Genomic DNA, 24288 nt, shown 5'->3' with positions numbered 1-24288 from the left:
CTACTCCGCGGCGATGCTAAAAGGCGAGTTGGCAAATTCCGCCTTCCGGGCTTCGATGTCGATGTCGTAGAGGCGGGCAGCGTTGAGACCGAGAATCTTTTCCTTGATCTCGTCGGTCAGCTGCACGCCGCGCTCGGCGGCGATGTCCTCTGGAATCTGATAGGCCCAGAGCTTTTCGACCAGCCAACGCGGGGTCCAGATCGCGTAGTCGGAACCGAATAGGATCTTCTCCGGACCGATCCAGAACAGCAGCTCGGCGATCACCTCGCCGAAATAGCGCGGACGCGAATGAATAAAGGGCAGTGCCACCGCGAGCCCGGCATAGACATTGGTCTCCTGGGTCGCGATCCAGCAGAAATCATCGAGGCGCGGTAAGCCGCAATGCTCCACGATCCAGTTGAGGCCCTGGAAATCGGTAGCAGCATGATCCACGTCGTGTACGTCAAACGCATCCTTGCTGAGCGGGATTATCGTCGGACCCTTGTGGACGTGGATGTTCCTGATGCCGAGCTTGTCGCAGAGCTCGAAGCATTTGTAGGCCTCGGGGTCGTTCAGCCGCCAGCCTTTTGACGCGCCGTTCCACTCGGCGGTGTACATCTTCACGCCTTTAATGTCGTAGGTCTCTTTCATGAAATGGATGTATTCGAGCGCCTTTTCGCCATCGCGCGGATCGAACGCCCCATTCACAATGAAGCGGCCGGGATACTTCTTGGCGATCTCCGAGGTGCGCTTGATGCAGCCGAAGCCGGTCTTGTAGAAATCGCTTAGAGACGTGGTCTGGAAAATGGCGATGTCATCCGGTCCGTCGATGAACAGGTCGTTGTAGAGATTCTCGGCCGAGTACTTCTCGAACTTGCTCTTCTCCCAAAGCTGCTCCTTGGGGCTGAGCCCTGTATGATAGGCGTAGAAGCAATCGATGAACTGCTTGCCGTGAATATTCTTCTGGTTCTCCGGGCTGCCGTCCCAGAAATGGGTGTGGCCATCGACCACGAAAATATCCTTGCCTTCCGGTGTCTTAAACATTCCTACCTCCACAAAATGGGCGTTGATCGTTCGGCGCGCCGCAGCCAGGCGGCGCGCCCGATTTTCTTGGGCGCCTATTCGATGTATTCGAACATTTCGTCCATGTTGCCGAACAGGATCACGGTGTTGTCGTCGATGCGCACCATCCGCCCGTAGTGGGTGGAGCTGTTGACCTCGAAGGTTTCCGCCGTCATCTCGCGGCCGAGATATTCGCTGATCTCGTCCATCTTGAAGATCAGCTTGCCGGTGCCGTCGATCCGGATCATCGCCGGTTGGTAGGTTACGGTCACGTTCGGCTTAAGGCCCATGAATTCAGCGATGGCCCTGGCTTCCACCGAGTCGTTCATGGTGACGCCGCACTGATGCGAAATCGTCTGTTCGAAGGTGATGTCCTTCATCGCCCTGAAGATGTTGGATTGCGATGCGTCGCGTGCTGCAGTTGACATGACGGTTTCTCCCTGTGTCAGCGCTTGAGGCCAAGTTCGCGGAGTATCTGACCAATCCGTTCCTCGGATTTGGCACGGACATCCGCAAATGCGACCGGCTTGGAATGCGGCATCGACCAGATCGGCTGCAGGCCGGTGGCTGCCTTGTCGGCGAGCGCGCCGTGTTTCTCGACCCAGCCCTGGAAGAGCTTCTTGTTCGCCGCCCCGTGCTTCTCGTCGTTGGCGAGCATGTGCATGAGGTCGATCGTGTTGGCGAGGTTGCGTTCGTAGTCGGCCTCGGCTGCCGAGATCACCGCAGGCGTTATGAAGTCGTGGTTGGCGGCGGCGATCTGCATCAGGAAGCCTGAGCGGAATGCTTCCCCGACCAGCGGCTCGAAGACGATGTTGATGGCGAAATACTGTTCGAGATAGTCGGTCGCGCCCATGATGGTTTCGACCGCCTCGCGGGTACCTTGCCAGTTGTTGTCCTCGAGCCAGGCCTTCTTGCCAAGTTCGTCGTCCCAGCCGGGAAGGTCCATGCCGATCTCGGCAAGGTAGAGCGTGATGTCCTGGGCAAGCCGCAGCTTGTAGGACGAGTTGGTCAGCGTCGCGTTGTTGATCATCTGGGTGTAGCCGTAGCGCTGCGCCTGCATCAGCGAGGTGCCGAGCCCGAATTCGGAGTGCTTCCAGGCGCCGAGCTGCGTCTGCAGGATCTTGACCCAGGCCTTGTCAAAGGTCTTCGGCGCCCCCGACTTGCGGGCGTTGTTGATGACGCTCTGCACCATCGTCTCGATTTTCGACTGGCGCTGGTAGTGCGTGCGTTCCCACTCCTGATCGGGGGCGCGAAAGGCATGCCAGTTGGAGCTCTGCGCAGCAGTGTTCTGCTTGACATAAGCGCCCTTGCCGTCGGCAAATGAGATGATCCAGTCCTGGATCAAGTAACGCTCCGGGTCAGGCTGCACGTCGACCGTCATGTCTTCGTAGTGCGTGGCGCGCTGGCCCTTCGGGTCGAAATACCGGTACTTCCGGCTGTCGGAATCGGCAAAGATCGCCGCGCCGGCGGCTCCGGATCCGACTGAACTCGAGATAGCTGGCATAGTCTTCACTCCCTTGTTGCAGTTGTGGTTGCAGTTGCGTGGCCGTCCCCTCAGTGGGTCGGCGTAGCACCTGTCGATGTGGTGAACTTGTCGAAGAAGATCCGCTCAGTCTCGAACCCGTTCATGAATAGAACCGGCTGAAGCGCATCAATCATCGGTGGCGGGCCACAGGCATGGACATCGCCCTGCCCGTCGACCGCAAGTTGCTTGAGCTTGGCGTCGACACTCTGGTGTACGAAACCGCGTTCGCCTTCCCATTCGGCGTCATCAGCCGCGTGCGACAGCACGGGAATGAAAGTGACATCCGAATGCTGGCCGATCAGCTCGGCGATCCTGTCGAGATAGAACAGGTCGTTGCGGGTCCTGGCACCGTAGAAGAAATAGACCGGACGTTTCTCGCCGCTCTTCAGATGGTCGTTGAGGATCGACCAGATCGGCGACATGCCCGAGCCGGCGCCGACCAGGACTAGGGGTCCTTGCCGTTCTTCCCGACGGAAACAGGTTCCGTAGGGTCCGACGACGGTGACTTCGGCTCCAACCTTGATTCCTCCGGAATCGAGTTCTCCAGAGAACTTTCCCTCAGGGTATTTTTTGATGATGAAGCAGAGTTTTTCGGTTTGGTCCGGCGTATTTGCCATGGAGAACGAGCGCGTAATCGTCTCCCCTTTTTCCGTGGTAACCGTGATGTCGACATATTGCCCCGCCCAGAACTTTATCGGCGAGCCGAGTTCGATCTCGATGCCGCGAATGTCGTGGGTCAGGTGCTCGATCAGAGCAATCCGGCCGTTGAACGTCTTCACGGCGATCGCTTTCGCCAAAATCTCCTCGTCGTAGTTGAGAAGCTCGACTTCCAGATCGGAGTAGGCGATGCAGCGGCACAAAAGCACGTGGCCGCTCTCCTTCTCCATGTCGTTCAGCGCGAAAGTCGAGTATTTCAGCATGTCGACTTCGCCTTCGAGCAACACGCTCTTGCAGGCCGAGCATTGCCCTTCCTTGCAGCCGTGCGGCAGGGCGATGCCCTGGCGGAAAGCGGCGTTGAGTACCGTTTCGCCATTTTCGACATCAAATTCGACGCCGACCGGGCTGAGCCTGACCGTGTGGGTTTCCGACATACGGACCTCCAGTGAAAGGAAGGGGCGGGACGAACCCGCCCCCCCCTTTGGCCTGATCAGTTGCAGGGATTGATCGTGAAGCCGGCCCGGTATTCCGCCAGGTGCTTCTCACGATCCGCGGGTGACATGGCACGCAGCGCGTTGAGCGGCGACCCGAGCTTGTTGCCTCGCACGTCGTCCAGCGTCCACATCTCCTTGTCGGCGAAACGCATATGCGGCTGCGGGACCAGCGTCTTGCCGTCAGAGCGGACGAAGTTCAGGTCCTTGATGGCATCGGCCAGATCCCAGCCGTCATAGAGCGTCTCCCATTCGCGCTTGCCGCTGAAGCGGCCCATCGCGGGCGTCGGACGGCCCTGATATTCGTCGGCGAACGCCACGGTGGCAGTCCACTTGTCGAGCTCGTGGGCGAAGGTATGGAGCTGGCCGTCGATCTCGCCGACCACCATATCCTCGCGGATCAGGCAGGGAACAAGGCAGGACCAACAGCGATGCGGATAGACGTAGCCAACGTCGCTGTTGAACAGCAGCACCTTCTCGCCCTTGTGGCTGAGCTTGGCGTACCATTTCCAGAAGTCGCCGAATTCGGCGTACCAGCCTGGATATTTGTGCTCGAACCACTCGAAGTCCTTGTCGGTCTGAGCTTCGATGCGCCAGAAATTGACCGGCCAGCCGACCGCGAAGAACTGCCCGACCTTGTGGACGTAATTCTTCTTGGTGATGCGTTCCCAGGCCGCCTGGACGTCGTCGTGATGGACCTTGATGCCGTATTTCTCGAGCGGCAGCATGTAGGTGCGGTAGTAGTCTTCATAGATCCAGCGGTGCCACATTTCCGCGTAGGACTCTTTGTTCTTGTCGCGGTTGGTGGTGCCGTATTCGATGAAGGTGCCGATGGCCGCATCGACGATCGCGTGGTTCTGCCAGAAGGCATAGCGCAGGTCGCGCTCGAGCAGCAGATGATTTTCCGGCTCCTTGAGCGCCGCCATCAGCAGCGAATGGCCATTACCGATATGCCGGCTCTCGTCGGACTGCACCGACAGGAAGACGGTCGGCAGCGCATAGTCGCCGTTGCGGGCGGCTTCCGAAGGCATGGCGACAAAGAGCGTGTTGGTAAAGGCGGTTTCGGCCACCACGGTCAGGTACATGCAGGCGGCAGTCATGGTGTCGCCGGTGATGAAGCCTTCCGCGAACTGCCGGCCGATGGTCGTGGCGTAGCATTTGCCGAAGGCTTCCTCGGTGATGTCGAAGCCAGCCGGATCGATGTAGTTCTCCATGTACCATTTCTTCAGGTTCATCTGGATCGTCGAGTGCCGGAACTCGTCGATCATCTGCATGGTAAACCCGGTCCTGAGTTCCTCCCCGGGTGCTATACGGGCGACCATCGCCATCGAGCGGGCAGCGGAAATTTCCGGGAAGGGAATGATCGCCAGAAAGAGCTTCATCCACTCGACCCAGCGCGGCTCCACATTGCGGAACATGTCGCCGCGCAATGCCGCATCCAGCGCGCCGTAAACCCGGTTGTCCTTCTCTTCCTGCATCGGAAAGTACGACCGCAAAACCTGCTTCATCGGGTCGCGCGGCGTCTTGTTGATCTTGTAGTCCGTCGGAAACGTCATCGCTTCCTGGACGTAGGAAGGATTCCAGCCGAGATCGGCAATCTTCTTGGTTGCCTCGCCGACGGAAATTCCGCGTTGCGAGGTAATCTTGTTGAGCGTCAGAGACGTCATGGTTATAAGCCTCCACCAGGTTTGAGCCGCAGGTCCCTTGACCCCGGCATGGAGCGGCGCACAGCACCGCTAGTGAGAGTGCGAACGGCACGACAAAGGGTTGCGCGTTCAGGCGCGACTCATGGTCCGGCCATTCAAGTGGATCGCGGCAAAGGTGTTAGACTCCGACAGGGACCGCGGCGCCAACCGCATATGCGATGGGCGTATCGAAGCGGACGTGACCTGCTTCCTCCGTTCCTTCGTTCTTTTGGCACCGCGTCAAAAGCGCGATGGGCTTCTTATGGAAATGTACAAAGCAAGCACCGTGCCAATTTGAAAATGGCGCCCGTGCCTGACGCTAAAAACAAATCGCCGCCCTTTCGGCACACGAAGAGGACGGCAACTGTAACGTTCTTTTACAGTTGTAACGTACGCATGTAATATTTAATATCTATTCGCAATTGCGATATATCAAGTTAGCATTCGCAGCAAATTTGAAAAACACACATCATCGATTTTATTCTTCTCGTTTCTCTACTATTTGAGGGCGATGGCTCACGGACGGGCCTCGCATTGGAGAAAACCGTGGCGAACGACAAAGACAGCCGGAGGCAGCCCGAGCCAATGTCCAGCCAGGCTGATGGCGTCACCGTCGATCTTGTCAGGCTGATGCCCCGCGATCTGGTCTTTGTCATGCCCTTTATGGGCGAGAGCCAACACCGCCTCCAGAGCCACCTCCAGGACTTCATCCGGGCCGAACTTGCCGCCGGCGGCGTCACCACGGAAACGCATCCGATGATTCATCTGTTCATCGAGAACCATGCGATCCTGTTGCGCGACTTCGTGTTTTCCGGCGTTTCGCTGTCGCGGCAGTTCCGCGTCGAGGAGATCGAGCGCCTTACCAGCGATACGACATCGATGATCCGCGTCGACATCTGGGATCAACTCAAGAGCCACATCGAAACGGCCGAAAAACAGTTCCAGTCGCAGGCCGGCACATTGCCCAAATTGCTGTCGGCTTTCGAAAAACCACCCGGACCGACGGCTGGGACCGAAAAATGATGGAGGATCCGATGGGGCAAACTACCAGGCGTGACATGTTGCTCGCCCGCCGGCTCGATCTTGTCGCCAACGTCTCCGCGCTGACTGCCGAGGCGCTGCGGCTCGATCAGAAACGCGCCGGTATCGAGATGGAGGTGCTGCGCCTGGAACTTGATATCGGCAGGAGCGGCGCCAGCGCGCAACTGGTGCAGGATTTGCATGAGGCGGAGGAGAGAGCCGCGGCGGTCATGCGGGAAGGCGCGACGTGCGAGCAACGCATCGCCGCCGCGGAGGGTGAGGTCGAGGACATCGACCTCAGCCTCGCGGCGACGGTGGGTAACTGACGAAGGGAATGGTCATGAACCAGCACGCGATACAGAACCTGACCTTGTTCGACCTGCTGGCGCGAAGCTGGCGTCGCCCGTCGGCGATCGCCGACCTGCGCTTCAGCGCCGATGGCGCGGCTGTCGCATGCACCAGCGTGGACGGAACGGTCGCCATAGCCGCAGTCGCGGACCAGGAGCCGCCGGAATCGCGGATCAGGGTGAGCGGCGATCTCGGCCAGACGACGATCCGCCCGCGGGAGAAGCCACCGGCACCATTGATCGCCACCGCTGCGTTGGGGGATGGAGACGTCCCGCTCGCCAGCTACCTTTCCTTCGGCTTCCTCGTTGGAACGGCGGCTGGCGAAGCGGTGCATCTGGCCGCGGACGGCAATGTGATGGACACGCTGGTCAAGATCGACGGGCCGGTCGTCGCCGTCGACCACAACCCCCGGACGGCCATCACAGCCGTCAGCAACGGGCAGGATGTCTTCCTGGCACGCGGCCAAGGCGATGCAGTACGACTGCGACACGATGCGACACCGTCCACGGGTGCGCTTGCCTTTTCGCCAGGCGGAAGGCGCCTCGCCCATGGCCTAGGCGACGGATTGTTGATCTGGGCGGTCGACGGCGACGCTACCCCGATACGCGACGTGTCTTTTTCGGCGCGCCCGGTATCGATCCGCTGGAGTGGAGACGGCACATGGCTGGCCTGCGGGCTCGAAACAGGCGGCTTTGCCCTGGTCAGCATGACCGATGATCGCTACGGCATCGTCGAGGGATTTCCATCGCCGGTCCGGACCGTGTGCTGGAGTCTGCCGGAGAATGCGCTGTTTGCGTCGGGCGCCTTCCGGATCGCCGGCTGGTCGATGACCGCTCCGCCACTTGACGGCGACACCTCGGGCGCGCTGGAGACTGGCCGCGCCGGGCTGGTTCCGGTCGAGACAATGGCTGCGCACCCGGAGAAAAAACTGATTGCGGCCGGCTATGCCAACGGCCGTATCACCATCGCCCAGATCGGCGCGCGAGACGAACTCCTCGTCAGGCCGCTGGGCAGCGCGGTGACCGCGCTTGCCTGGTCCGGCGACGGACGCCACCTGGCGGTGGGCGCAGTCGACGGCACCGCCGCGATCATCACCTTTCCCGCACAGATGTTCAAATAGCAAAGGCAGGCCCGCATGCAAAAGGAGCACAAAATGCAAACCGAACCCACCCCCGAGGACGAGAGCAAGGACGAATTCTTCGAACGGCTCGCCAAGCTGTCTGAAGAAATGGTGGCCAAACACGGCAAGGATTTCAGTATGGGCGCATTGGTGCTTGCCGCCCGCTGGATTGCCGAAAACCGCGTCGGCCAGTTGAAGACCAACTAAACTCACGACCAGTCAATTGCGCTCGAAAGCCATAGCTCCGAAGGAGCTTTCAGGCGGATTCGCCGTACAGGTTTGCGCAGCGCTGGCCGTGCATGCCATTCCTTCAGATTGCGACTTTACTCTGGATCGATGGCCCATCCGGACGCGACTCAATCCAGCGATCGCAGATGCCGCACGGGACGCTGGCGATCGGCGGAGGTATCAGTTGCGCGGTAGTCATTTGATGGCAGTGTCCATCACGGTGCACGAGCCGGCTTGCTGGTCGGGCGCGGCGGTCGCCCCGTCAACAAGCTCACCTATGGCGGCAGCCGCTAATCGCCGGGCAGCCGTTACGCGCCCTCACCCAGCGGCGGACCGCCAAGAGGGCGGCGCTATCGGCCCAACGGCTGCCTTGATAGGGAAATCAGTTCTGTCTCGTCGGTCACGCCGGCCATGTAGTTGGCAATAATCCGAGACGCGAGCGCCTCACGCTGACCAGTCGATTGACCTTCAAGCTTGAGCTGCTCGAACGCCCGAGCCAGCAGAGCCAACTCGGGCGGATCGAAAATACCAGCTTCCTCGGCTTTTCGACGGATCGCCATGGCATCCTTCAAAGACAATCGATTGTCTTGGCAACGTTTGCCGCGACATTGTGTTCCGGGAGGTGGTTCAAGACGAGCCTGGGCGGCGCGCACCCTCGCTGGCCCTCTGCCAACAGCCACTGACGCCAGTGGCCGCTTGCCGGCCTGCGCTATGAGCGCACCACCAGAGGCACCAGACCCTCATGACGGTGGTCGAGATAACACACAACACGGTCGCCAATGCGCTCGAAGATGAGATCGACTTTCGCCTCGCCTATGGCCAGGTGGCGGATAACGATGTTGTCGATGCCGATAGGCAGCCGCGGGCGTTCCACAGTGATCTCGCGTTTCCAGCCGTCAACCCGAATGCCCAGGCAAGCCTGCAGCATCATGAAAGCGGAGCCAGCCGACCAGGCTTGCGGCAGACAGGCGACCGGGTAGGCCACCGGTGAATCGCTGGCCGCACGCGTAAAGCCGCAGAACAGCTCTGGCAGCCGCATGTTGAAACGGACCGCCGCCTCGAACATACCGCTCATCAGCTTCACGACGCTGTCGCGTTCGTGATAGCGGGCGAGCCCGGAGGCGCAGAGCGCGGTGTCGTGCGGCCAGATCGAGCCATTATGATATGACATCGGGTTGAATGGGATCTCGTCGTCGGCCAGTGTGCGAACGCCCCAACCACTATGAAGGTGAGCAGAGAGCAGTTGGCTGGCAAGTGCCTGCGCCCGTTCCGCCGACGGCAGCCCGACATAAAGCAGGTGACCGGCGTTGGACGTGCGGACCGCGCATTGCTTGCCTTCCCCGTCGATCGCCAAAGCATAGAAATCGCGGTCCGGCATCCAGAAATGCGTCTCGACCGCCTGACGGATCCTCTCTGCCAGGGCGCTCCAGCGCGCCGCCTTGGCGTCGTCGCCGCGCCGGGCGGCCAGCGCCGCCATCCCTTGATATGCGGCGAAGGCATAACCTTGCACCTCGACCAATGCGATCGGCCCTTTGGGGATGGTACCGTCGGCATGGAAGACGGCATCGGAACTGTCCTTCCAGCCTTGGTTGAACAGACCCGTGTCGGCCGCCCGGTTGTAGGTTACAAAGCCCTCCCCGTTGCGGGCTCCGACCTCTTCCATCCAGGCAGTGGCAGCGCCCAGCGAGTCCCACATACGGTCGACAAACGCCTCGTCTCCGGTGCGTTCGGCGTAGGAGGAAGCCAGATAGACATAGAGTGGCGTGGTGTCGACGCCGCCATAGTAGCGGCCGAACGGCAGCTCGCGCAGCACCGCCATCTCCCCCTTGCGGGTCTCATGCATGATCTTGCCAGGTTCGGCATCATCGAACACAGAGGTGTCGGTCGACTGATAGTGGGCAAGATAGGCCAGTACCCCACGGGCAAGCTCGGGATTGAGCCAGAGCATCTGCAAGGCGGAAATGACGCCATCGCGGCCGAAAGCCGTCGAAAACCACGGGATGCCGGCATATGGGTATGGGCCCGTCTCCAGATCCGTCGTCAGCAGCGCGATGTCGGCGCGCGTGCGTGTCAGCCAGTCATTGAACACGCGGCCGGAGCTGAACACGGTGGCGCCCTGCCGGCGCTTTGAGCGCATGGCAAAGCGGGCGCGCGCGGCGGCCGCGCGGAAGCGATCACTGGAGGGGACAGCTTCGCTGTGACCGACCTCCAGGTACAGTGCCCGGCTGTCACGCCTTGCCACGCGAATGAGGAAATCGGCGTGGTTGGGATGCAGCTGATCGGGCTTGAACGAGAATGCGATGACCGATTGACGGGCCACATTGTCGAGGCCTTCATACCGGAAGGTGACGCTCGCCGCGCCGACCAGCGCGTCATGGGCGCGACCACGGCGGCTGCGCGTGGTGCCGCGCACCTCGAACATGTCACGGAAATCGGCGTCGAAGTCGAGCCGAACCGGCAGGACCACCTCGCGCGCGGAGTAGTTGGTGAAGGTGATGCGTTCGAACATGCGGTCCTGCCAGATGAACCGCGTCCGGTCGATGTGGACGACGCCCGGCAGCGCTTCGCTGCCATTCGGCCCGATAGTGGCCAGATTGGTGAGATTGGCGGTAAACAGGATGTTGTCTTGCGACAGCGAGGCGCCGAGCAGCGACGGCATTCGGCCGCCAATGAACAGACGGAAGCGCGACAGCACACGCGTGTCGTCGCGGAAAAGCCCGTCGCCGGTGCCGCGTATGTCGCCGTAGCTGTCTGAGACGACGAAGCAGTCCTCGTGCTTCAGCGCAAATTGCCGATGCGGCTCGCGCGGCGCCATCTCGTCGATCGCCGGGAGCGCCACGGCTGGATCAAGCTTGCGGTCTTCCAGTTGACTGGTCATGTCAACCTCTCCTGTTCAGAAGCGGCCAAGTGGCTCAGGCGCCGACCCCTGCCGGCTAACGCCAGGCAGCCGAGCCATCTCCCTGCTCCGTTAGGTAGATATAGTCATTATTGCGGTGTTTTTAGCGCGCCTGTTTCGAGAGCCAAGTGCTTTCGTTATGCCCTCCGAGAGCGAACGATAGATCGCCAAGCAGTCGCTGCACATGCGCTCGACCGTGAACCGCTCTTCAAAAGTTTGTCGAACCGACGCATCTGAAAAATTGCCGCCTTGACGCGATGTGCATTAGGTCGTTTGTTGCGGGGCGGAAAGCCACGGGAGGAACCATGGAAGTCACCCTGGGGGCGGGCAGCCTCGCAGCCGTTTCCACGTTTTCACGCCGATGATGGGCGAAGGCTTTCGCGCATGAGTTCCGGAGCGATCCTCGAAGCAGCGGGATTGACTAAGGAATTTGGGGGCTTTGTCGCTGTCAACAATGTCAACCTGACGGTGGAGCGAGGATCGGTCCACGCGCTGATCGGCCCCAACGGCGCAGGCAAGACGACCCTCTTCAACCTGCTGACTAAATTCCTCCAGCCAACGCGCGGCGCGATCCGCTACCAAGGCCGCGACATCACCAGGATGCAGCCGGCCGACATCGCGCGGCTGGGCCTTGTGCGCTCCTTTCAGATATCGGCGGTGTTTCCGCACATGACGGCACTCGAGAATGTCCGCATCGCGCTGCAGCGCCGGCGCGGCGACAGTTTCGATTTCTGGCGCTCCGAAAAAGTGCTCTCCAAGTTCGATGGCGAGGCTGCGGCGCTTCTCGCCGATGTCGGCCTGACCGCGTTTTCAGACATCCGCGCCAGCGATCTGTCCTACGGCCGCAAGCGCGCGCTTGAAATCGCGACGACGCTGGCGCTGAACCCTGAAATGCTGCTTCTCGACGAGCCCATGGCCGGCATGGCGCAGGAAGACATCGAGCGCATCTCGGCGCTGATCCGGCGCATCTCCAAGAACCGCACCATTTTAATGGTTGAGCACAATCTGTCGGTCGTCGCCTCGCTGTCGAACCGCATCACTGTGCTCGCTCGCGGCAAAGTCCTCGCCGAAGGCGACTATGCTGCGGTTTCCAAGGATCCGCGCGTTATCGAAGCCTATATCGGGGCCGGACATGCCTGAAGTTGAATTTGCAAGCAGGCCGGCTGCTGGCCCCTCGACGAGACCCCTGCTTCGCGTCGATGGCCTGCAGGGCTGGTACGGCGAGAGCCATGTGCTTCACGGCGTCAGTTTCGAGGTTGGCGAAGGTGAAGTGGTGACGCTGCTCGGCCGCAATGGCGCCGGCAAGACGACGACGCTGAAGGCGATCATGGGAATTCTTTCCAGGCGCTCGGGCTCGGTCACCTATGAAGGTCGGGAAACGATCAAGCTGCCGTCGCGGTTGATCGCACAGATGGGCATCGCCTACTGCCCCGAGGAACGGGCGATCTTTTCCAGCCTCTCTGTCGAGGAGAATTTGATGCTGCCGCCGCAGGTGCGGCCCGGTGGGCTCACCGTCGAGCAGATTTTCGAGCTCTTCCCGAACCTGAAGGAACGGCTTTCGAGCCAAGGCACCAAGCTATCGGGCGGCGAACAGCAGATGCTCGCCATCGGCCGGATCTTGCGGACGGGCGCCAAGCTCTTGCTGCTCGACGAACCGACCGAAGGGCTTGCGCCGGTCATCGTGCAGCAGATCGGCCGCACCATTGCCCGGCTCAAGAACGAGGGATTCACGATCGTTCTCGTCGAACAGAATTTTCATTTCGCCGCGTTGGTCGCGGACCGTCACTACGTGGTGGAACAGGGGCGCGTGATCGACACCATCCCCAACCACGAACTCGACGCCAACATCGACAAGCTGCACGCCTATCTCGGCGTCTAGACATCATCAACGGCGCGTTGCGCCGCAATCGGAGGGAAGTAGCGATGAAAAAAATGGGATTTGTCCTGGCTTCGATGGCGAGCCTGCTGATGGCCGGCGCGGCCTACGCCACAGATGTCAAGATCGGCGTTCTGAATGACCGTTCCGGCATCTATGCAGACATCGCTGGCGAAGGCTCGGTCATCGCGGCCCAGATGGCGGTCGAAGACTTCAAGGCGACGGACAAGGGCATCAATGTGTCGATCGTCTCCGCCGACCACCAGAACAAGCCGGACGTCGGCTCGAACATCGCCCGCCAGTGGTACGACACCGAAAACGTCGATGTAATCGCCGATGTGCCAACCTCGTCGGTGGCGCTCGCCGTCAACGAGATCACCAAGGAGAAGAACAAGATCTTCCTCGCCTCGGGTCCGGCCTCGTCCGACCTCACCGGCAAAGCCTGTTCGCCCAACACCGTCCACTGGACCTACGACACCTGGGCGCTTGCCAACGGCACGGGCTCGGCCATGGTCGCACAGGGCGGCGACAGCTGGTTCTTCGTCACAGCCGACTACGCCTTCGGCCACGCGCTCGAGCGCGATACGACGGCGGTCGTCGAAGCATCGGGCGGCAAGGTTCTCGGCGCCGTCCGTCATCCTTTCCCCGGCCAGGATTTTTCGTCCTTCCTGCTGCAGGCGCAAGGGTCGGGCGCCAAGGTCGTCGGCCTCGCCAATGCCGGCGGCGACACGATCAACGCGGTCAAACAGGCGTCGGAATTTGGCATCACCCAGGGTGGCCAGGCGCTCGCCGCCCTGCTGATGTTCATCAACGACGTGCATGCGCTTGGCCTCGAAGTGGCGCAAGGCCTCGTGCTCACCAGCGCGTTCTACTGGGACAAGAACGATCAAACGCGGGAGTTCTCTGCCCGTTTCCAGGAGCGGAATGCCGGACAAAAGCCTTCGATGATCGAGGCCGGAGTCTACGCTTCTGTCCTGCATTACCTTAAGGCCGTCGAGGCCGTCGGCGACAAGGATGCGGCCAAGGTGATGGCCAAAATGAAGGAAATGCCGACCGAGGATCCGCTATTCGGCAAGGGCACCATCCGCGCCGACGGGCGCAAGCTGCACGACATGTATCTGTTCCGAGTCAAGAAGCCGGACCAATCGAAGGCTCCATGGGACTATTTCGAGACGGTGGCCACCATTCCGGCCGATAAAGCGTTCCGCCCGCTCGCCGAAGGCGGCTGTTCGCTCGTCAAGTAAGCGAGCCTCGCCAACGATGCGCCGAACAGCTCGGCGCGTTGCTTTGTCGACAAGTCAGCTGGAGCGACCATGTTCGAACTGCTTGGAATTCCGCCTCAGGTCCTGTTCGGGCAATTGCTGCTCGGGCTGATCAATGGCTCCTTCTATGCGGTTCTGAGCCTCGGGCTGGCGGTCATCTTCGGTCTCCTGAACATCATCAATTTCACGCATGGCGCCCAGTACATGCTGGGCGCCTTCGGCGCCTGGATGCTTCTCAACTATCTTGGCGTCGGTTACTGGTGGGCTGTGTTCATCGTCCCGCCGATTGTCGGCGTCACCGGCATCGTGCTTGAGCGCGTCCTGATCCGACGGCTCTATCGCCTCGACCATCTCTACGGGCTGCTTCTCACATTCGGCCTGGCGCTGATCATCGTCGGCTTCTTCCGCCAGTTTTTCGGCGTATCCGGCCTGCCGTACCCGCCGCCGCCGCTTCTGAACGGCGGGTACAATCTCGGCTTCATGTACCTGCCGAATTCGCGCGCCTGGGTGATCGTGGCTTCCCTCATCGTGTGCCTTGCGACCTGGTTCATCATCGAAAAGACCCGGCTTGGCGCCTATCTCAGGGCTGCGACCGAGAACCCGACCATGGTCGGCGCGTTCGGCATCAACGTGCCGCTGCTGGTCACGCTCACCTATGGTTTCGGCGTCGCACTCGCGGGTTTCGCCGGCGTGCTCGCCGCGCCGATATACGCAGTCAATCCGAACATGGGGGCAGACCTGATCATTGTCGTCTTCGCCGTCGTCGTCATCGGCGGCATGGGCTCGATCCTGGGCTCGATCCTCACCGGCTTCGGGCTCGGGCTGATCGAGGGGCTGACCCGCGTATTCTATCCGGAAGGCTCGGCGGTGGTGATCTTTGTCATCATGGCGCTCGTGCTGTTGGTCAAGCCCGCGGGTCTGTTTGGACGGAGTGTGTGATGACAACCGACACCAACCCGATCGCTATGACGGCCATAACGTCCGTCGGCGCTGCGGGCATGCCCCGTCATCACCTTGCGATCTTCGCCGCGCTGTTCGTCTTCCTCGTCGCCGCTCCATTTCTGCTCTATCCGATCTTTGTCATGAAGGTGCTGTGCTTCGCGCTGTTTGCCTGCGCCTTCAACCTGTTGCTCGGCTTCGGCGGTCTCCTGTCCTTCGGCCACGCAGCCTATTTCGGCATGGCGAGCTACGTCTCGGCCCATGCAGCAAAGGTATGGGGCCTGACGCCTGAGCTTGCCATTATCGCGGGCACGCTGGTGGCAGCGGTGCTCGGTCTCGCCATCGGCTCGCTCGCCATTCGCCGCCACGGCATCTATTTCGCCATGGTGACGCTGGCTTTTGCGCAGATGATCTATTTCTTCTCGCTGCAGGCGGCGTTTACCGGCGGCGAGGACGGCATCCAGGCCGTGCCGCGCGGCCATCTGTTCGGGCTGATCGACCTCCGTTCGAGCGAAGTTCTCTATTTCTTCGTGCTGGCCATCTTCTTCGCCGGCATATTGCTGATCTATCGGATCATCCATTCGCCGTTTGGCCAGGTGTTGAAGGCGATCCGCGAGAACGAGCCGCGCGCGATCTCGCTGGGCTATCGGGTCAACCGCTACAAGCTCGCCGTATTCGTGCTGTCGGCCACGCTCGCCGGCGTCGCCGGCGCAACCAAGGCCATCGTGTTCCAGTTGGCGTCGCTTACCGACGTCTACTGGACGATGTCCGGCGAAGTCGTGCTGATGACGCTGTTGGGCGGCATGGGCACGGTGTTCGGACCGATCGTCGGCGCGGCAGTCATCGTCACGATGCAGAACTACCTCGCGACATTCGGCGACTGGGTCACGATCGGCCAGGGCATCATCTTCGTTGTCGCGGTGCTGTCGTTCCGGGAAGGCATCGTTGGCGTCCTGGCAAAATGGATCCGAAAACCGCTCTGACCGGGTCGTGAAACCTAAGTTTCGGATGATCCGCGGTCGACCAAGTGGGGCCGCAGCGACACGGCACACAGCGTGGTCAGCATCCTCAACTAGGCAGATTTCTCATCGGATGCGACCACCAGCAGTTCGAACGTCACGCAGACGGGGTTAGCGTCGCGGCGAAGGCGACCTGCTGATATCACACCGTCCATGCCGACCAGCGCGAGGTCGAGCGTGCAACGACCGGAGCGGACGGCGCCCGTGACGAGAACTTCCGTCGCATAGGAGGAGACCGCCGAGCCATCGTCGAAATCCGCGCCGACCAGGCTGCCGATGCCCTGGATCGAGGCGTGGTCAAAGCCGTGCCGTCGGCAGACGGCTTCGATCGCCTGGCCGATATCTTCGTTGGGCCTTACCGTGCAGATGGCGGCGCGGCGGCCGCGGCGCTCACCGAGGAGCGGAGCCCTGATCGGCGCGAAAAGGCGAAAATTCGTCTCGGCGTCGTCGCGCACATCGAACAGCGCGCCCTCGATACCCCAGGCGGTGACCCCGACCGGCTCCGCCAGGTGCGAGTCGAGCGGCAGGAGATGGCCCATGCGGCGCACGCCGTCGGGTGTTCGCCAGATGCCATGGCAATGAAGAAAAGGCTGTTCGTCGCGCCGGCCGGCAACAAGGCCCGCATCCTCGATGACCGTTATGCCTTCCGGCGCGAATGTATCGCTGTACCACGCGGCGTGCGTGCCATCGGGAGAGGCGGCGGGGATGACGTAGCGCATTGGGTCAACCCGCGCGTTGCGCAGGCGGATATACCCGCCGCTGAACCCGGCGACCGCGAGGGCCTGCGCCACGGCGTCATTGATCGAGCGACCGGCTTCGAGCCGCAGCGTCAGCCGCTCTGCGGCGCAGGGCATCGCTGCGAAACGTTCCGAGGCGATCGGACCGGGATGGCGGATGCTGCGCATCGGAGCCATCTCAGGCGACAAGGCCGGCATGGATGAAGCCGCCATCGACGGCGAGAATCTGGCCGTTGATGTAGCTGGCCTCGTCTGAAATCAGGAAAGCCACCGCTCCCGCGATCTCGCGCGGCGTGCCGTAGCGGCGCTGCGGCACGCGATCCAACCACTGCCGGCGGACGTCCTCGGTGTGGACGGCCTGCGTCAGCGGCGTTTCGATCGGCCCGGGTGCGACGGCATTGACGCGGATGCCATCGACGCCGAGCTCATTGGCCATGACGAGCGTAAGCAGATTCTGGCCGCCCTTCGATGCGCCGTAGGCGCTGCGGCCCCTGTTGCCGCAAAGTCCAGAAACAGAGCTGATATTGACAATCGCTCCCGGCAGCTTCCGTTCGAGCCAGTAGCGCGCCGCAGCGCGCGAGACGATGAACGTTCCGGTGAGGTTCACATCGACAATGCGGCGGAAATCCTCGACGCTGGTCTCGACCGACGGCCGGTCCATCGCTATGCCGGCGCAATTCACGACTGCGGCAAGGCTGTGCGCGGCGGTGATCCGGCCGATGGCCCCGTCGACAGCCGCTTCGTCGACGACGTTGCAGACGATGCCGCGTTCCTCGCTGAGGCCGAGATCCGTGCAGGCCGAACCCAGCGCTGGGGCGGCGAGGTCGAGGAGGAAGACCTCGAAGCCGCGCTCGGTCAGCAGGCGCGCGGTCTCAAGGCCGATGCCCGATGCGCCGCCGGTGATCGCCACGGCGCGGCTTTGGTGGCTGCTGTTCATCGCCTGCTCCTCATGCCGAGAGCTTCGGCTCGGGCGGTCCCAACTCGCCGCGGCGCTCCAGCTCTTCGCGAATCAACTTCTTGGCGATCTTGCCATAGGCCGATTTGGGCATCGTCTCCCACCACACGAAGCGCTTGGGCATCTTGTAGCGGGCGAGCTTGCCTTCCAGCCAGCGCTCAATCGCGATCGTTTCGCGCACAACGCCGGCGCGTGCGACGCAAACCGCGACGCCGACCTCGCCCCAGACGGGATCGGGAATGCCGAGAACGGCGGCTTCGCTGATGTCGGGATGGAGCAGGATGTTCTCCTCGATCTCGCGCGGATAGATGTTGGAGCCGCCGGAGATATACATGTCGGACGAGCGGCCGGTGATGTAGACGAAGCCGTCCTCGGCCATGTGGCCCAGATCGCCGGTGCGGAACCAGCCGTTGCGGAACGCTGCGGCGTTGGCTTGCGGGTTGTCGTAATAGCCGGCGAAGACTGCAGGCCCGATCACGCAGATTTCGCCGGTTTCGCCGGGCGAGACGGCATTGCCGGCGTCGTCCTGGATCTCGACCTGCATGGCCGTGCGCTCGAAACCACAGGTTCCGATGCGCGCTTGCGGGCCATCCTCGACGGAATGATAGGAAGGAGGCTGCACAGTGATATTGCCCGTGACTTCCCCCAGGCCAAAATACTGGACCAGAACCGGCCCCAGTTTCTCGAGCGCCCGCTTCTGGTCGGCGCGGTACATCGGCGCACCGGCATAAATGACATAGCGCAACGAGGAATGGTCGAACCGGTCGACGCTGTCGTCCTCGACGAGCATCTTGAGGATGGTCGGCACGGTGAAGGCGTTGGTCACCCGCCATTTTTCGACCAACGCCCAGACCGTCGGCACGTCGAGCTTGTCGGTTGGCAGGAGGATAGACTTGGCGCCGTGCGCCACCTGCACGAGTTGATGGATGCCGGCCCCATGCGACAGCGGCGCCACCACGATCGAGGCGTCGTCGCGCGTCGTAGCGGGCATCAGGTCGCACAGATGATTGGTGATGACAAAGCCCATCTGGCCATGCGTGAGCACGGCGGCCTTTGGCCGGCCGGTCGTGCCGGAGGTGAAGAAGAACCAGCAGGGATCGTCGCGATCGACGGCGACGCTGGCAACGGTCCGGCCGGCAAAACGGGCGGCGACGGCGTCGTAGTCATCGCCGAATTCGGCCGCGCCGATCGACAGGACGAAGTCGATCCCGGGGGCTGTTTCCCGGCAGGCAGCAGCATGAGCCGGGAAGACCGCGCCGCAGATCAGGCCACGCGCGCCGCTCGCCTTGGCGAGGTAGGCGACTTCGTCCGGCGACTGGCGGTAGTTCGCCGGCACCCAGACGGCCCCGAGCCGGAAGCAGGCGAACATTGATTCGAACATCTGGTTGCAATTGGCCGACTGGATCAGGATACGGTCGCCCTTTGTCACGCCGAACGCGTCGCGGAGTGCAGCGGCCATCGCGTTGACGCGCGCTTCCATCTCGCGCCATGTCCACTGCCGCTCGCGCCAGACGAAGCCGATGTCGTGCGGATTGCGGCGTGCCGCCTGGGTCAAAAAATGCGAGAGGTTCATGACGCGCGTCGAGGAAGGCGTCACGCCGCCTGGGGCCAGGATCATTACTTGGCGCGCTCCAGCAACGACACGTAGACGAAAATGGCGTCAACGTCGCCGGGATCGACGCCGGCATGAGCAGGCGTGGACGCCGCTGCCGTCGCCATCAACTGCGCGGTGTTTTCCAATTCCGACTTTCTGAACGCGGAATGCGCCCGTCCATCGGTGTGAGCCTTCGTCATTGTGACAACCTCCTGGTGCGGGGCTTTAAAGCGGGGTGCACGTGCGCGCGCGAGGCGAACATCTGGGCAAGCCGTTCCTCGACGCGCCTTGCCTCCTGTATAAGATATCCGACGAGTTCGATTTGTCTTGCCGGCTGCATCCGGCTGTCGATCGCCGCGATCGACAGTGCGCCGACTGGCCGCGCGTCGGCGCTGCGAAGCACAACCCCGACCCCCCAGGAATTGGTGACGATGCGGCCGGGATTGAGCGAATAGCCGTTGGCGCGCGTCGTTTCGACGTCGCGCCGGATCTGCTCGACCGGCAGCATTGGGTAGTCGGATTTGAGCACTGCGTCATTGGCGGCCAGCACCGCTTCCACTTCCTCGTCGGGGAGTGCGGCGAGCATGGCGAGGGAGCCGGCGCCGACGCCCAGTGGGTGCTCGAATCCGGCCTGCAGCGCATGGGTCCTGACCGGGTATGTGCCTTCCTCGCGATAGAGGCAGACCGAGTATGTGTCGCGGCGAACCGAGAGGAAGCTGGCATCCTCGGTCTTTCTGGAAAGGCGCAGCAGACTTTCCATCGAGACCTGAAGCAAGCCGAAACGTCGCGAGGCGAGGCTGCCCAGCACGTAAGCCTCCTCGCCGAGATAATAGCGCCGCGTCGTCTCGTCCTGCTCGACCATTCCCGCGCGCATCAGCGCCAGCAGCAGGCGGCGCGTTGTCGGCTTGTTGAGCCCACTTTCCTCGACGATATCGGAGAGCGAAACACCGCGGTCGGCGTGCCGGCCGACCATCGAAAGAAGGCTGAGCGCCCGGTCGACGCTCTGCGAGCCGGTCTGATCGCGTTCCGGGGGCGGCGCGATGTCCATGGTCAGCGGAGCTCGCAGACGGCGCAGCTTTGGCCGCCATCGACAGGCAGGCAAACGCCGGTGACGAAGCGCGCCTCCTCGGAGGCAAGAAACACGGCCGCCGCAGCGACGTCCCACGCTGTTCCCATCCGCCCCATCGGCACCATGGCGTTGCGGACGGCCACCATCTCGTCGGCCGAACCATACTGGCCGGAAATCTGCTTGTAGATCATCGGCGTGTCGATCAGGCCCGGCATGATGCAGTTGGCGCGAATACCTTGCCGGGCATATTGCATGGCCAGCGCCACTGTGGCCTGGTTCACCGCGGCCTTGGCCGCATAATAGGCGAAATAGGGATAGCCGACGTAGCGTATCGCGGCGAGCGACGAGATATTGACGATTGCACCGCCGCCGCCCTTGAGCATATGCGGCAACACCGCCTTGGCGGTGCGGTAGACCGGTCCGATATTGAGGTCGAGGGCGGCCTGGAACGCGTCCTCATCGAGTTCAATGGGACCGCCCATATGGGTCACGCCGACATTGTTGTGCAGGACGTCGATGGCGCCGAACGCCTCCATTGCCGCCGCTGCTGCCAGTTCGACTGAGGCCAGATTGGTCACGTCGGCCGACAACGCGATCGCCTGGTTGCCTTCGTCGCGGATGATATCAGCGGTTTCAGCGGCGGCCGCCGCAGCGAGATCGACGCAGGCGACGCGCGCGCCTTCGCGCGCGAAGGCGACCGCGGCTGCCTTGCCGTTGCCCCAGCCGGGTCCGGACGACCCCGCGCCAAAGACGATTGCGGATTTTCCCCTGAGCCGGTCGACCACCATCGAATTCCTTACAAAAATCGCGGCTGTTATCGGGCGGTTGAGCCACATGCCCTGCCCGCCCGGGAACTGCCCTGCACTCAGGTCAGGCTGGCGCCAACAGCCTTTTCCAGGATGGCCCAGGCTTCGTCGCCGTATTTGCCCTTCCACTCGGAGTAGAAGCCGGCGTCCTTCAGCGTCTGCCGGAACGGGGCCGCATCCGGATGGTTGATCTTCATGCCCTTGGCGGCGAGCTCCTGCTCAAGCGTGGCATTGAGCTTGGCGACGTCCTCGCGCTCCTTCACGCCGGCCTCGTTGAGGTTCCTGGCGACGATCTCGCGTATGTCCTGCGGCATCGCCTCCCAGGCCCGCTTGTTGGCGAGGAACCAGAAGCCGTCCCACATGTGGTTGGTGACCGAGCAGAACTGCTGCACCTCGTAGAGCTTGGCCGTTGAGATGATGGCGAGCGGGTTTTCCTGCCCGTCGACAATCTTCGTCTGCAGCGCCGAATACACTTCGGCGAAGTTGATGCTGGCCGGCGCCGACTTGAAGGCGGTGAACATCGAGGTCCAGAGCGGGCTGACCGGGACGCGAATCTTGAAGCCTTCTAGGTTCGCGGGCGTCTCGATCAGGCCGACGGAACTGGTGATCTGGCGGAAGCCGTTGTCCCAGATCTTCTCCATGACGATCAGGTTCGATTTCTCGATCTCGCCGCGCACATATTTTCCGAGGTCGCCATCCATCGCCGCCCACACCGCGTCGTAGTCCGAGAAGGCAAAGCCGATGCCGCTGATCGAGGCATTGGCGACGAGCGTGGAAAGGATCAGCGGCGACAGCGTGAAGAATTCGACGCCGCCCGAGCGAACCTGGCTCAGCATGTCGGTGTCGGCGCCGAGCTGGTTGCTGGGGAATATCTGGATGGCGACGCGGCCGCCGGTCTCCTCGCGGATTTTCTCGACGGCTTCCTGCGCGCGCAGGTTCATCGGGTGGGTGAGCGGCAGGTTGTTGGCGTATTTGTAGTTGAACTCCGCCGCCTGCGCCCCGGCGTAGCGGATGGTGCTCACGAGCGGGATGGATGCGGCTGCGCCTATCATCAAGCTGCGGCGGGTGATGGTCATCGTGTTTCCTCCTGGTTGAATCCGAGTGGCTAGAGATAGGCTACCGACAGCGCCGGGACGGCGGCGATCAGCAACAGGCCGGCAAGCAACGCACCGAGGTAGGGCCAGATGGCGCTCATAGCCTCGTCGGGCGAGACGTCGCCGATCTTGCAGGCGATATAGAAGCCGATGCCGATAGGCGGCGCCATAAGCCCGATGTTCATCGCCGTCACGACGACCATCGAATAGTGCACGTCGTTGATGCCCAGCCGAGCGGCGATTGGAAACATGATCGGCGCCATCAGAACGATCGCTGGCAGGCCTTCAAGAACGCAGCCGAGAACCATGAAGACGGCGATGGTGACGAGCATGAAGGAGAACCAGCCTCCGGGCAGGTCGGTCATGTAGATGGCCAGCTGGTTGGCGAAGCCGGTTTGCGTCAGCGCCCAAGCCATTGCCGAGGCGGTGCCGAGGATAAGCAGGATGGCGCCGGACAGCGCCGCCGTCTCGACCAGCATGGCGTAGAATTTCTTCGCGCCGATGCCGCCATAAAACAACGCGCCGATGACGAGCGCATAGAGCACGGCGATTGTGGACACCTCCGTGGCGGTGGCGACGCCGCCGCCGACGGCGCCGCGGATCAGGAAGGGGAGCACCAGCGCGGGGGCGGAGACGAGCAGCGTCTTCCAGACAAGTGAGAACGGAGCGCGATGGACGCCTTCCATGTTTTCGCCCGAAGCCTTCCAACGCGCGAGCACCGCAAGGACGAGCAACAGAACCACCGCGATGACGAAGCCGCTGGTGAAAAGCGCAGCGATCGAAACGCCGGCGACCGAGCCGAGCACAATCAGCACGATCGATGGCGGCACCGTATCGGCCATCGCAGCGCCGGTTGCGAGCAACGCGATCATCTGCCTGGGCTTGTGGCCGCGCCGCTTCATTTCTGGGAAAAGTGCCGGAGCGACGGTCGCCATGTCGGAAACCTTCGAACCGGAAATGCCCGAGACGAGGAACATCGAGCCCAGCAGCACGTAAGACATGCCGGCCTTCACATGGCCGAGCAGCGACGCCATGAACTCGACGATCGCCTTGCCCATGCCTGTCACGTCGAGCACACAGCCGAGCAGAACGAAGATCGGCACCGACAGCAGGATGAGGCTCGACATCCCCTCGTCGATGCGGCCGACAAGCACGATCATCGGCACGTGCGTGCTGAAGGCGATGAAGGCGATCGTGCCGACGCCGAAACAGAAAGCGATCGGCACACCGAGCAGAAGGCAGACCGCCACCACGCCGACGAGAAAGATGACGATGTTGGCGTAGCCGAGCGTGAGGAACAATGGCGAAAGCAGCCAGCCGACCACGGCCAGTGCGGCAATGACTGCGACAGCGGCGGCCAAGTTGGCGAGCGTCGCTGCGCGGATCGCGTGGCCCACGGCGATAACCGACATCAATGCCAGCCCGGCGACAATTGCCGAGGCGCGGAAGCTCATCGGAATGTTGAGCGCCGCCGAGGTGACGTACCACTCTTCCTGTACATACTGGCTTGCCGGCACGATCAGCGCGAGCAGCACCGTCGCCACGACGAGCAAAGCGAGGGCGTCCACGAAGTTGCGGCCGCGCTCGGGGATCAGGTTGAGGAAGATGGTAAGACGCAGATGCTCGTTGCGGTCGATGGCAATCGCCGAGCCGAGCATGGCGAGCCAGAGAAAGGAGATGGAGGCGGCCTCATCGATCCAGACGATCGGCAGCGATAGCACGTAGCGCGAGATGACGCCGGCGAGCAGCAGACCGATGACGAAGACGAGCAGGATCGAGGCCACCGCCTCGACCGGCCACATCAGCCGCGACCCTGGCCGCGCATCCAGCACCTCGGCCGGCGTATCGACGATCATCGTGTTGTTGCTGGCGGCTGCCATGCTTCAAGCTCCTCCGCTCGGACCAGGCAACGACGCCTGCTCACGC

General features: G+C 62.2%; 24 protein-coding genes. 9 read left to right on the top strand and 15 right to left on the bottom strand.

What is annotated here, in order from left to right; genetic code table 11:
• The 5 genes from AC0L18_RS20160 to AC0L18_RS20140 form a co-directional block, all read right to left on the bottom strand.
• The gene (locus AC0L18_RS20160; RefSeq protein ID WP_473493878.1) at positions 1-1023 is read right to left on the bottom strand and encodes an amidohydrolase family protein; all 1023 of its coding nucleotides are present in this window, start codon (positions 1021-1023) and stop codon (positions 1-3) included.
• A gap of 74 nt (positions 1024-1097) precedes the next feature.
• Complete coding sequence (locus tag AC0L18_RS20155; protein WP_023799649.1) at positions 1098-1469, bottom strand: MmoB/DmpM family protein; 372 nt, start codon at positions 1467-1469, stop codon at positions 1098-1100.
• Positions 1470-1486: 17 nt separating this feature from the next.
• Positions 1487-2545 (bottom strand): aromatic/alkene monooxygenase hydroxylase subunit beta, encoded by a 1059-nt coding sequence (locus AC0L18_RS20150; RefSeq protein WP_023799650.1) that lies wholly within the window; start codon positions 2543-2545, stop codon positions 1487-1489.
• Between the two features lie 50 nt (positions 2546-2595).
• Positions 2596-3657 carry a 2Fe-2S iron-sulfur cluster-binding protein gene (locus AC0L18_RS20145; protein WP_473493877.1) on the bottom strand — a complete coding sequence of 354 codons (1062 nt, stop codon included), beginning with the start codon at positions 3655-3657 and terminating at the stop codon, positions 2596-2598.
• Between the two features lie 56 nt (positions 3658-3713).
• The gene (locus tag AC0L18_RS20140; protein WP_128172140.1) at positions 3714-5381 is read right to left on the bottom strand and encodes an aromatic/alkene/methane monooxygenase hydroxylase/oxygenase subunit alpha; all 1668 of its coding nucleotides are present in this window, start codon (positions 5379-5381) and stop codon (positions 3714-3716) included.
• A gap of 564 nt (positions 5382-5945) precedes the next feature.
• Here AC0L18_RS20140 and AC0L18_RS20135 point away from each other — a divergent pair.
• Genes AC0L18_RS20135 through AC0L18_RS20120 form a run of 4 tightly spaced genes read left to right on the top strand, consistent with a single transcriptional unit; the run spans position 5946 to position 8094 of the window.
• Entirely contained in the window at positions 5946-6422 is a 477-nt protein-coding gene (locus AC0L18_RS20135; protein ID WP_473493876.1) for a hypothetical protein, read from the top strand.
• Positions 6419-6745, top strand: coding sequence for a hypothetical protein (locus AC0L18_RS20130; RefSeq protein WP_473493875.1), 327 nt, complete (start codon positions 6419-6421; stop codon positions 6743-6745). The genes AC0L18_RS20135 and AC0L18_RS20130 overlap by 4 nt, the downstream gene beginning before the upstream one ends.
• A gap of 14 nt (positions 6746-6759) precedes the next feature.
• Positions 6760-7887, top strand: coding sequence for a WD40 repeat domain-containing protein (locus AC0L18_RS20125; RefSeq protein WP_473493874.1), 1128 nt, complete (start codon positions 6760-6762; stop codon positions 7885-7887).
• Between the two features lie 33 nt (positions 7888-7920).
• The gene (locus AC0L18_RS20120) at positions 7921-8094 is read left to right on the top strand and encodes a hypothetical protein (protein WP_167366274.1); all 174 of its coding nucleotides are present in this window, start codon (positions 7921-7923) and stop codon (positions 8092-8094) included.
• Between the two features lie 371 nt (positions 8095-8465).
• On the opposite strand, the gene AC0L18_RS20115 is transcribed toward AC0L18_RS20120, so the two are convergent.
• Complete coding sequence (locus tag AC0L18_RS20115) at positions 8466-8675, bottom strand: hypothetical protein (protein WP_473493873.1); 210 nt, start codon at positions 8673-8675, stop codon at positions 8466-8468.
• 149 nt (positions 8676-8824) lie between these two features.
• On the bottom strand, positions 8825-10993 hold the full coding sequence (locus AC0L18_RS20110; RefSeq protein WP_473493872.1) for an amylo-alpha-1,6-glucosidase: 2169 nt from the start codon (positions 10991-10993) through the stop codon (positions 8825-8827).
• A gap of 402 nt (positions 10994-11395) precedes the next feature.
• Here AC0L18_RS20110 and AC0L18_RS20105 point away from each other — a divergent pair, with 402 nt between their 5' ends.
• The 5 genes from AC0L18_RS20105 (at position 11396) to AC0L18_RS20085 (ending at position 16071) form a co-directional block, all read left to right on the top strand.
• Positions 11396-12151, top strand: a complete 756-nt coding sequence (locus tag AC0L18_RS20105; RefSeq protein WP_473493871.1) for an ABC transporter ATP-binding protein — start codon at positions 11396-11398, stop codon at positions 12149-12151.
• A complete protein-coding gene (locus tag AC0L18_RS20100) occupies positions 12144-12890 on the top strand; it encodes an ABC transporter ATP-binding protein (RefSeq protein ID WP_473493870.1) in 747 nt (248 codons plus the stop codon). The genes AC0L18_RS20105 and AC0L18_RS20100 overlap by 8 nt, the downstream gene beginning before the upstream one ends.
• A gap of 53 nt (positions 12891-12943) precedes the next feature.
• The gene (locus tag AC0L18_RS20095; RefSeq protein WP_473493919.1) at positions 12944-14131 is read left to right on the top strand and encodes an ABC transporter substrate-binding protein; all 1188 of its coding nucleotides are present in this window, start codon (positions 12944-12946) and stop codon (positions 14129-14131) included.
• A 69-nt stretch (positions 14132-14200) separates the two neighbouring features.
• On the top strand, positions 14201-15088 hold the full coding sequence (locus AC0L18_RS20090; RefSeq protein ID WP_473493869.1) for a branched-chain amino acid ABC transporter permease: 888 nt from the start codon (positions 14201-14203) through the stop codon (positions 15086-15088).
• Positions 15089-15147: 59 nt separating this feature from the next.
• Positions 15148-16071: a branched-chain amino acid ABC transporter permease gene (locus AC0L18_RS20085; protein ID WP_236473244.1), complete on the top strand. Its 924-nt coding sequence runs from the start codon at positions 15148-15150 to the stop codon at positions 16069-16071.
• An 89-nt stretch (positions 16072-16160) separates the two neighbouring features.
• Here the strand turns inward: AC0L18_RS20085 and AC0L18_RS20080 are convergent, their stop codons facing one another.
• The 8 genes from AC0L18_RS20080 to AC0L18_RS20045 all read right to left on the bottom strand — a co-directional run bounded on the left by AC0L18_RS20080 (position 16161) and on the right by AC0L18_RS20045 (position 24218).
• Complete coding sequence (locus AC0L18_RS20080; protein WP_473493868.1) at positions 16161-17012, bottom strand: DUF296 domain-containing protein; 852 nt, start codon at positions 17010-17012, stop codon at positions 16161-16163.
• A gap of 10 nt (positions 17013-17022) precedes the next feature.
• Complete coding sequence (locus AC0L18_RS20075) at positions 17023-17781, bottom strand: SDR family NAD(P)-dependent oxidoreductase (RefSeq protein ID WP_473493867.1); 759 nt, start codon at positions 17779-17781, stop codon at positions 17023-17025.
• 10 nt (positions 17782-17791) lie between these two features.
• The gene (locus AC0L18_RS20070; protein ID WP_473493866.1) at positions 17792-19417 is read right to left on the bottom strand and encodes an acyl-CoA synthetase; all 1626 of its coding nucleotides are present in this window, start codon (positions 19415-19417) and stop codon (positions 17792-17794) included.
• Complete coding sequence (locus AC0L18_RS20065; RefSeq protein WP_473493865.1) at positions 19417-19593, bottom strand: hypothetical protein; 177 nt, start codon at positions 19591-19593, stop codon at positions 19417-19419. The genes AC0L18_RS20070 and AC0L18_RS20065 overlap by 1 nt, the downstream gene beginning before the upstream one ends.
• Complete coding sequence (locus AC0L18_RS20060; protein ID WP_473493918.1) at positions 19590-20435, bottom strand: IclR family transcriptional regulator; 846 nt, start codon at positions 20433-20435, stop codon at positions 19590-19592. The genes AC0L18_RS20065 and AC0L18_RS20060 overlap by 4 nt, the downstream gene beginning before the upstream one ends.
• 8 nt (positions 20436-20443) lie before the next feature.
• Positions 20444-21247, bottom strand: coding sequence for an SDR family NAD(P)-dependent oxidoreductase (locus AC0L18_RS20055; protein WP_473493917.1), 804 nt, complete (start codon positions 21245-21247; stop codon positions 20444-20446).
• An 80-nt stretch (positions 21248-21327) separates the two neighbouring features.
• Positions 21328-22344, bottom strand: a complete 1017-nt coding sequence (locus tag AC0L18_RS20050; RefSeq protein WP_473493864.1) for a TRAP transporter substrate-binding protein — start codon at positions 22342-22344, stop codon at positions 21328-21330.
• Between the two features lie 29 nt (positions 22345-22373).
• The gene (locus AC0L18_RS20045) at positions 22374-24218 is read right to left on the bottom strand and encodes a TRAP transporter large permease (protein ID WP_473493916.1); all 1845 of its coding nucleotides are present in this window, start codon (positions 24216-24218) and stop codon (positions 22374-22376) included.
• Positions 24219-24288: the final 70 nt, after the last annotated feature.

The organism is Mesorhizobium sp. WSM4819 (assembly GCF_055811215.1).
This window is presented reverse-complemented; position numbering and strand designations above follow the sequence as displayed.

Coding starts and splice junctions, on each gene's coding strand:
- AC0L18_RS20065 (WP_473493865.1), bottom strand. CDS start 19,593: ATGACGAAGGCTCACACCGATGGACGGGCGCATTCCGCGTTCAGAAAG.
- AC0L18_RS20070 (WP_473493866.1), bottom strand. CDS start 19,417: ATGATCCTGGCCCCAGGCGGCGTGACGCCTTCCTCGACGCGCGTCATG.
- AC0L18_RS20120 (WP_167366274.1), top strand. CDS start 7,921: ATGCAAACCGAACCCACCCCCGAGGACGAGAGCAAGGACGAATTCTTC.
- AC0L18_RS20115 (WP_473493873.1), bottom strand. CDS start 8,675: ATGGCGATCCGTCGAAAAGCCGAGGAAGCTGGTATTTTCGATCCGCCC.
- AC0L18_RS20145 (WP_473493877.1), bottom strand. CDS start 3,657: ATGTCGGAAACCCACACGGTCAGGCTCAGCCCGGTCGGCGTCGAATTT.
- AC0L18_RS20140 (WP_128172140.1), bottom strand. CDS start 5,381: ATGACGTCTCTGACGCTCAACAAGATTACCTCGCAACGCGGAATTTCC.
- AC0L18_RS20045 (WP_473493916.1), bottom strand. CDS start 24,218: ATGATCGTCGATACGCCGGCCGAGGTGCTGGATGCGCGGCCAGGGTCG.
- AC0L18_RS20095 (WP_473493919.1), top strand. CDS start 12,944: ATGGGATTTGTCCTGGCTTCGATGGCGAGCCTGCTGATGGCCGGCGCG.
- AC0L18_RS20075 (WP_473493867.1), bottom strand. CDS start 17,781: ATGAACAGCAGCCACCAAAGCCGCGCCGTGGCGATCACCGGCGGCGCA.
- AC0L18_RS20050 (WP_473493864.1), bottom strand. CDS start 22,344: ATGACCATCACCCGCCGCAGCTTGATGATAGGCGCAGCCGCATCCATC.
- AC0L18_RS20085 (WP_236473244.1), top strand. CDS start 15,148: ATGCCCCGTCATCACCTTGCGATCTTCGCCGCGCTGTTCGTCTTCCTC.
- AC0L18_RS20150 (WP_023799650.1), bottom strand. CDS start 2,545: ATGCCAGCTATCTCGAGTTCAGTCGGATCCGGAGCCGCCGGCGCGGCG.
- AC0L18_RS20125 (WP_473493874.1), top strand. CDS start 6,760: ATGAACCAGCACGCGATACAGAACCTGACCTTGTTCGACCTGCTGGCG.
- AC0L18_RS20090 (WP_473493869.1), top strand. CDS start 14,201: ATGTTCGAACTGCTTGGAATTCCGCCTCAGGTCCTGTTCGGGCAATTG.
- AC0L18_RS20160 (WP_473493878.1), bottom strand. CDS start 1,023: ATGTTTAAGACACCGGAAGGCAAGGATATTTTCGTGGTCGATGGCCAC.
- AC0L18_RS20105 (WP_473493871.1), top strand. CDS start 11,396: ATGAGTTCCGGAGCGATCCTCGAAGCAGCGGGATTGACTAAGGAATTT.
- AC0L18_RS20130 (WP_473493875.1), top strand. CDS start 6,419: ATGATGGAGGATCCGATGGGGCAAACTACCAGGCGTGACATGTTGCTC.
- AC0L18_RS20110 (WP_473493872.1), bottom strand. CDS start 10,993: ATGACCAGTCAACTGGAAGACCGCAAGCTTGATCCAGCCGTGGCGCTC.
- AC0L18_RS20080 (WP_473493868.1), bottom strand. CDS start 17,012: ATGCGCAGCATCCGCCATCCCGGTCCGATCGCCTCGGAACGTTTCGCA.
- AC0L18_RS20155 (WP_023799649.1), bottom strand. CDS start 1,469: ATGTCAACTGCAGCACGCGACGCATCGCAATCCAACATCTTCAGGGCG.
- AC0L18_RS20100 (WP_473493870.1), top strand. CDS start 12,144: ATGCCTGAAGTTGAATTTGCAAGCAGGCCGGCTGCTGGCCCCTCGACG.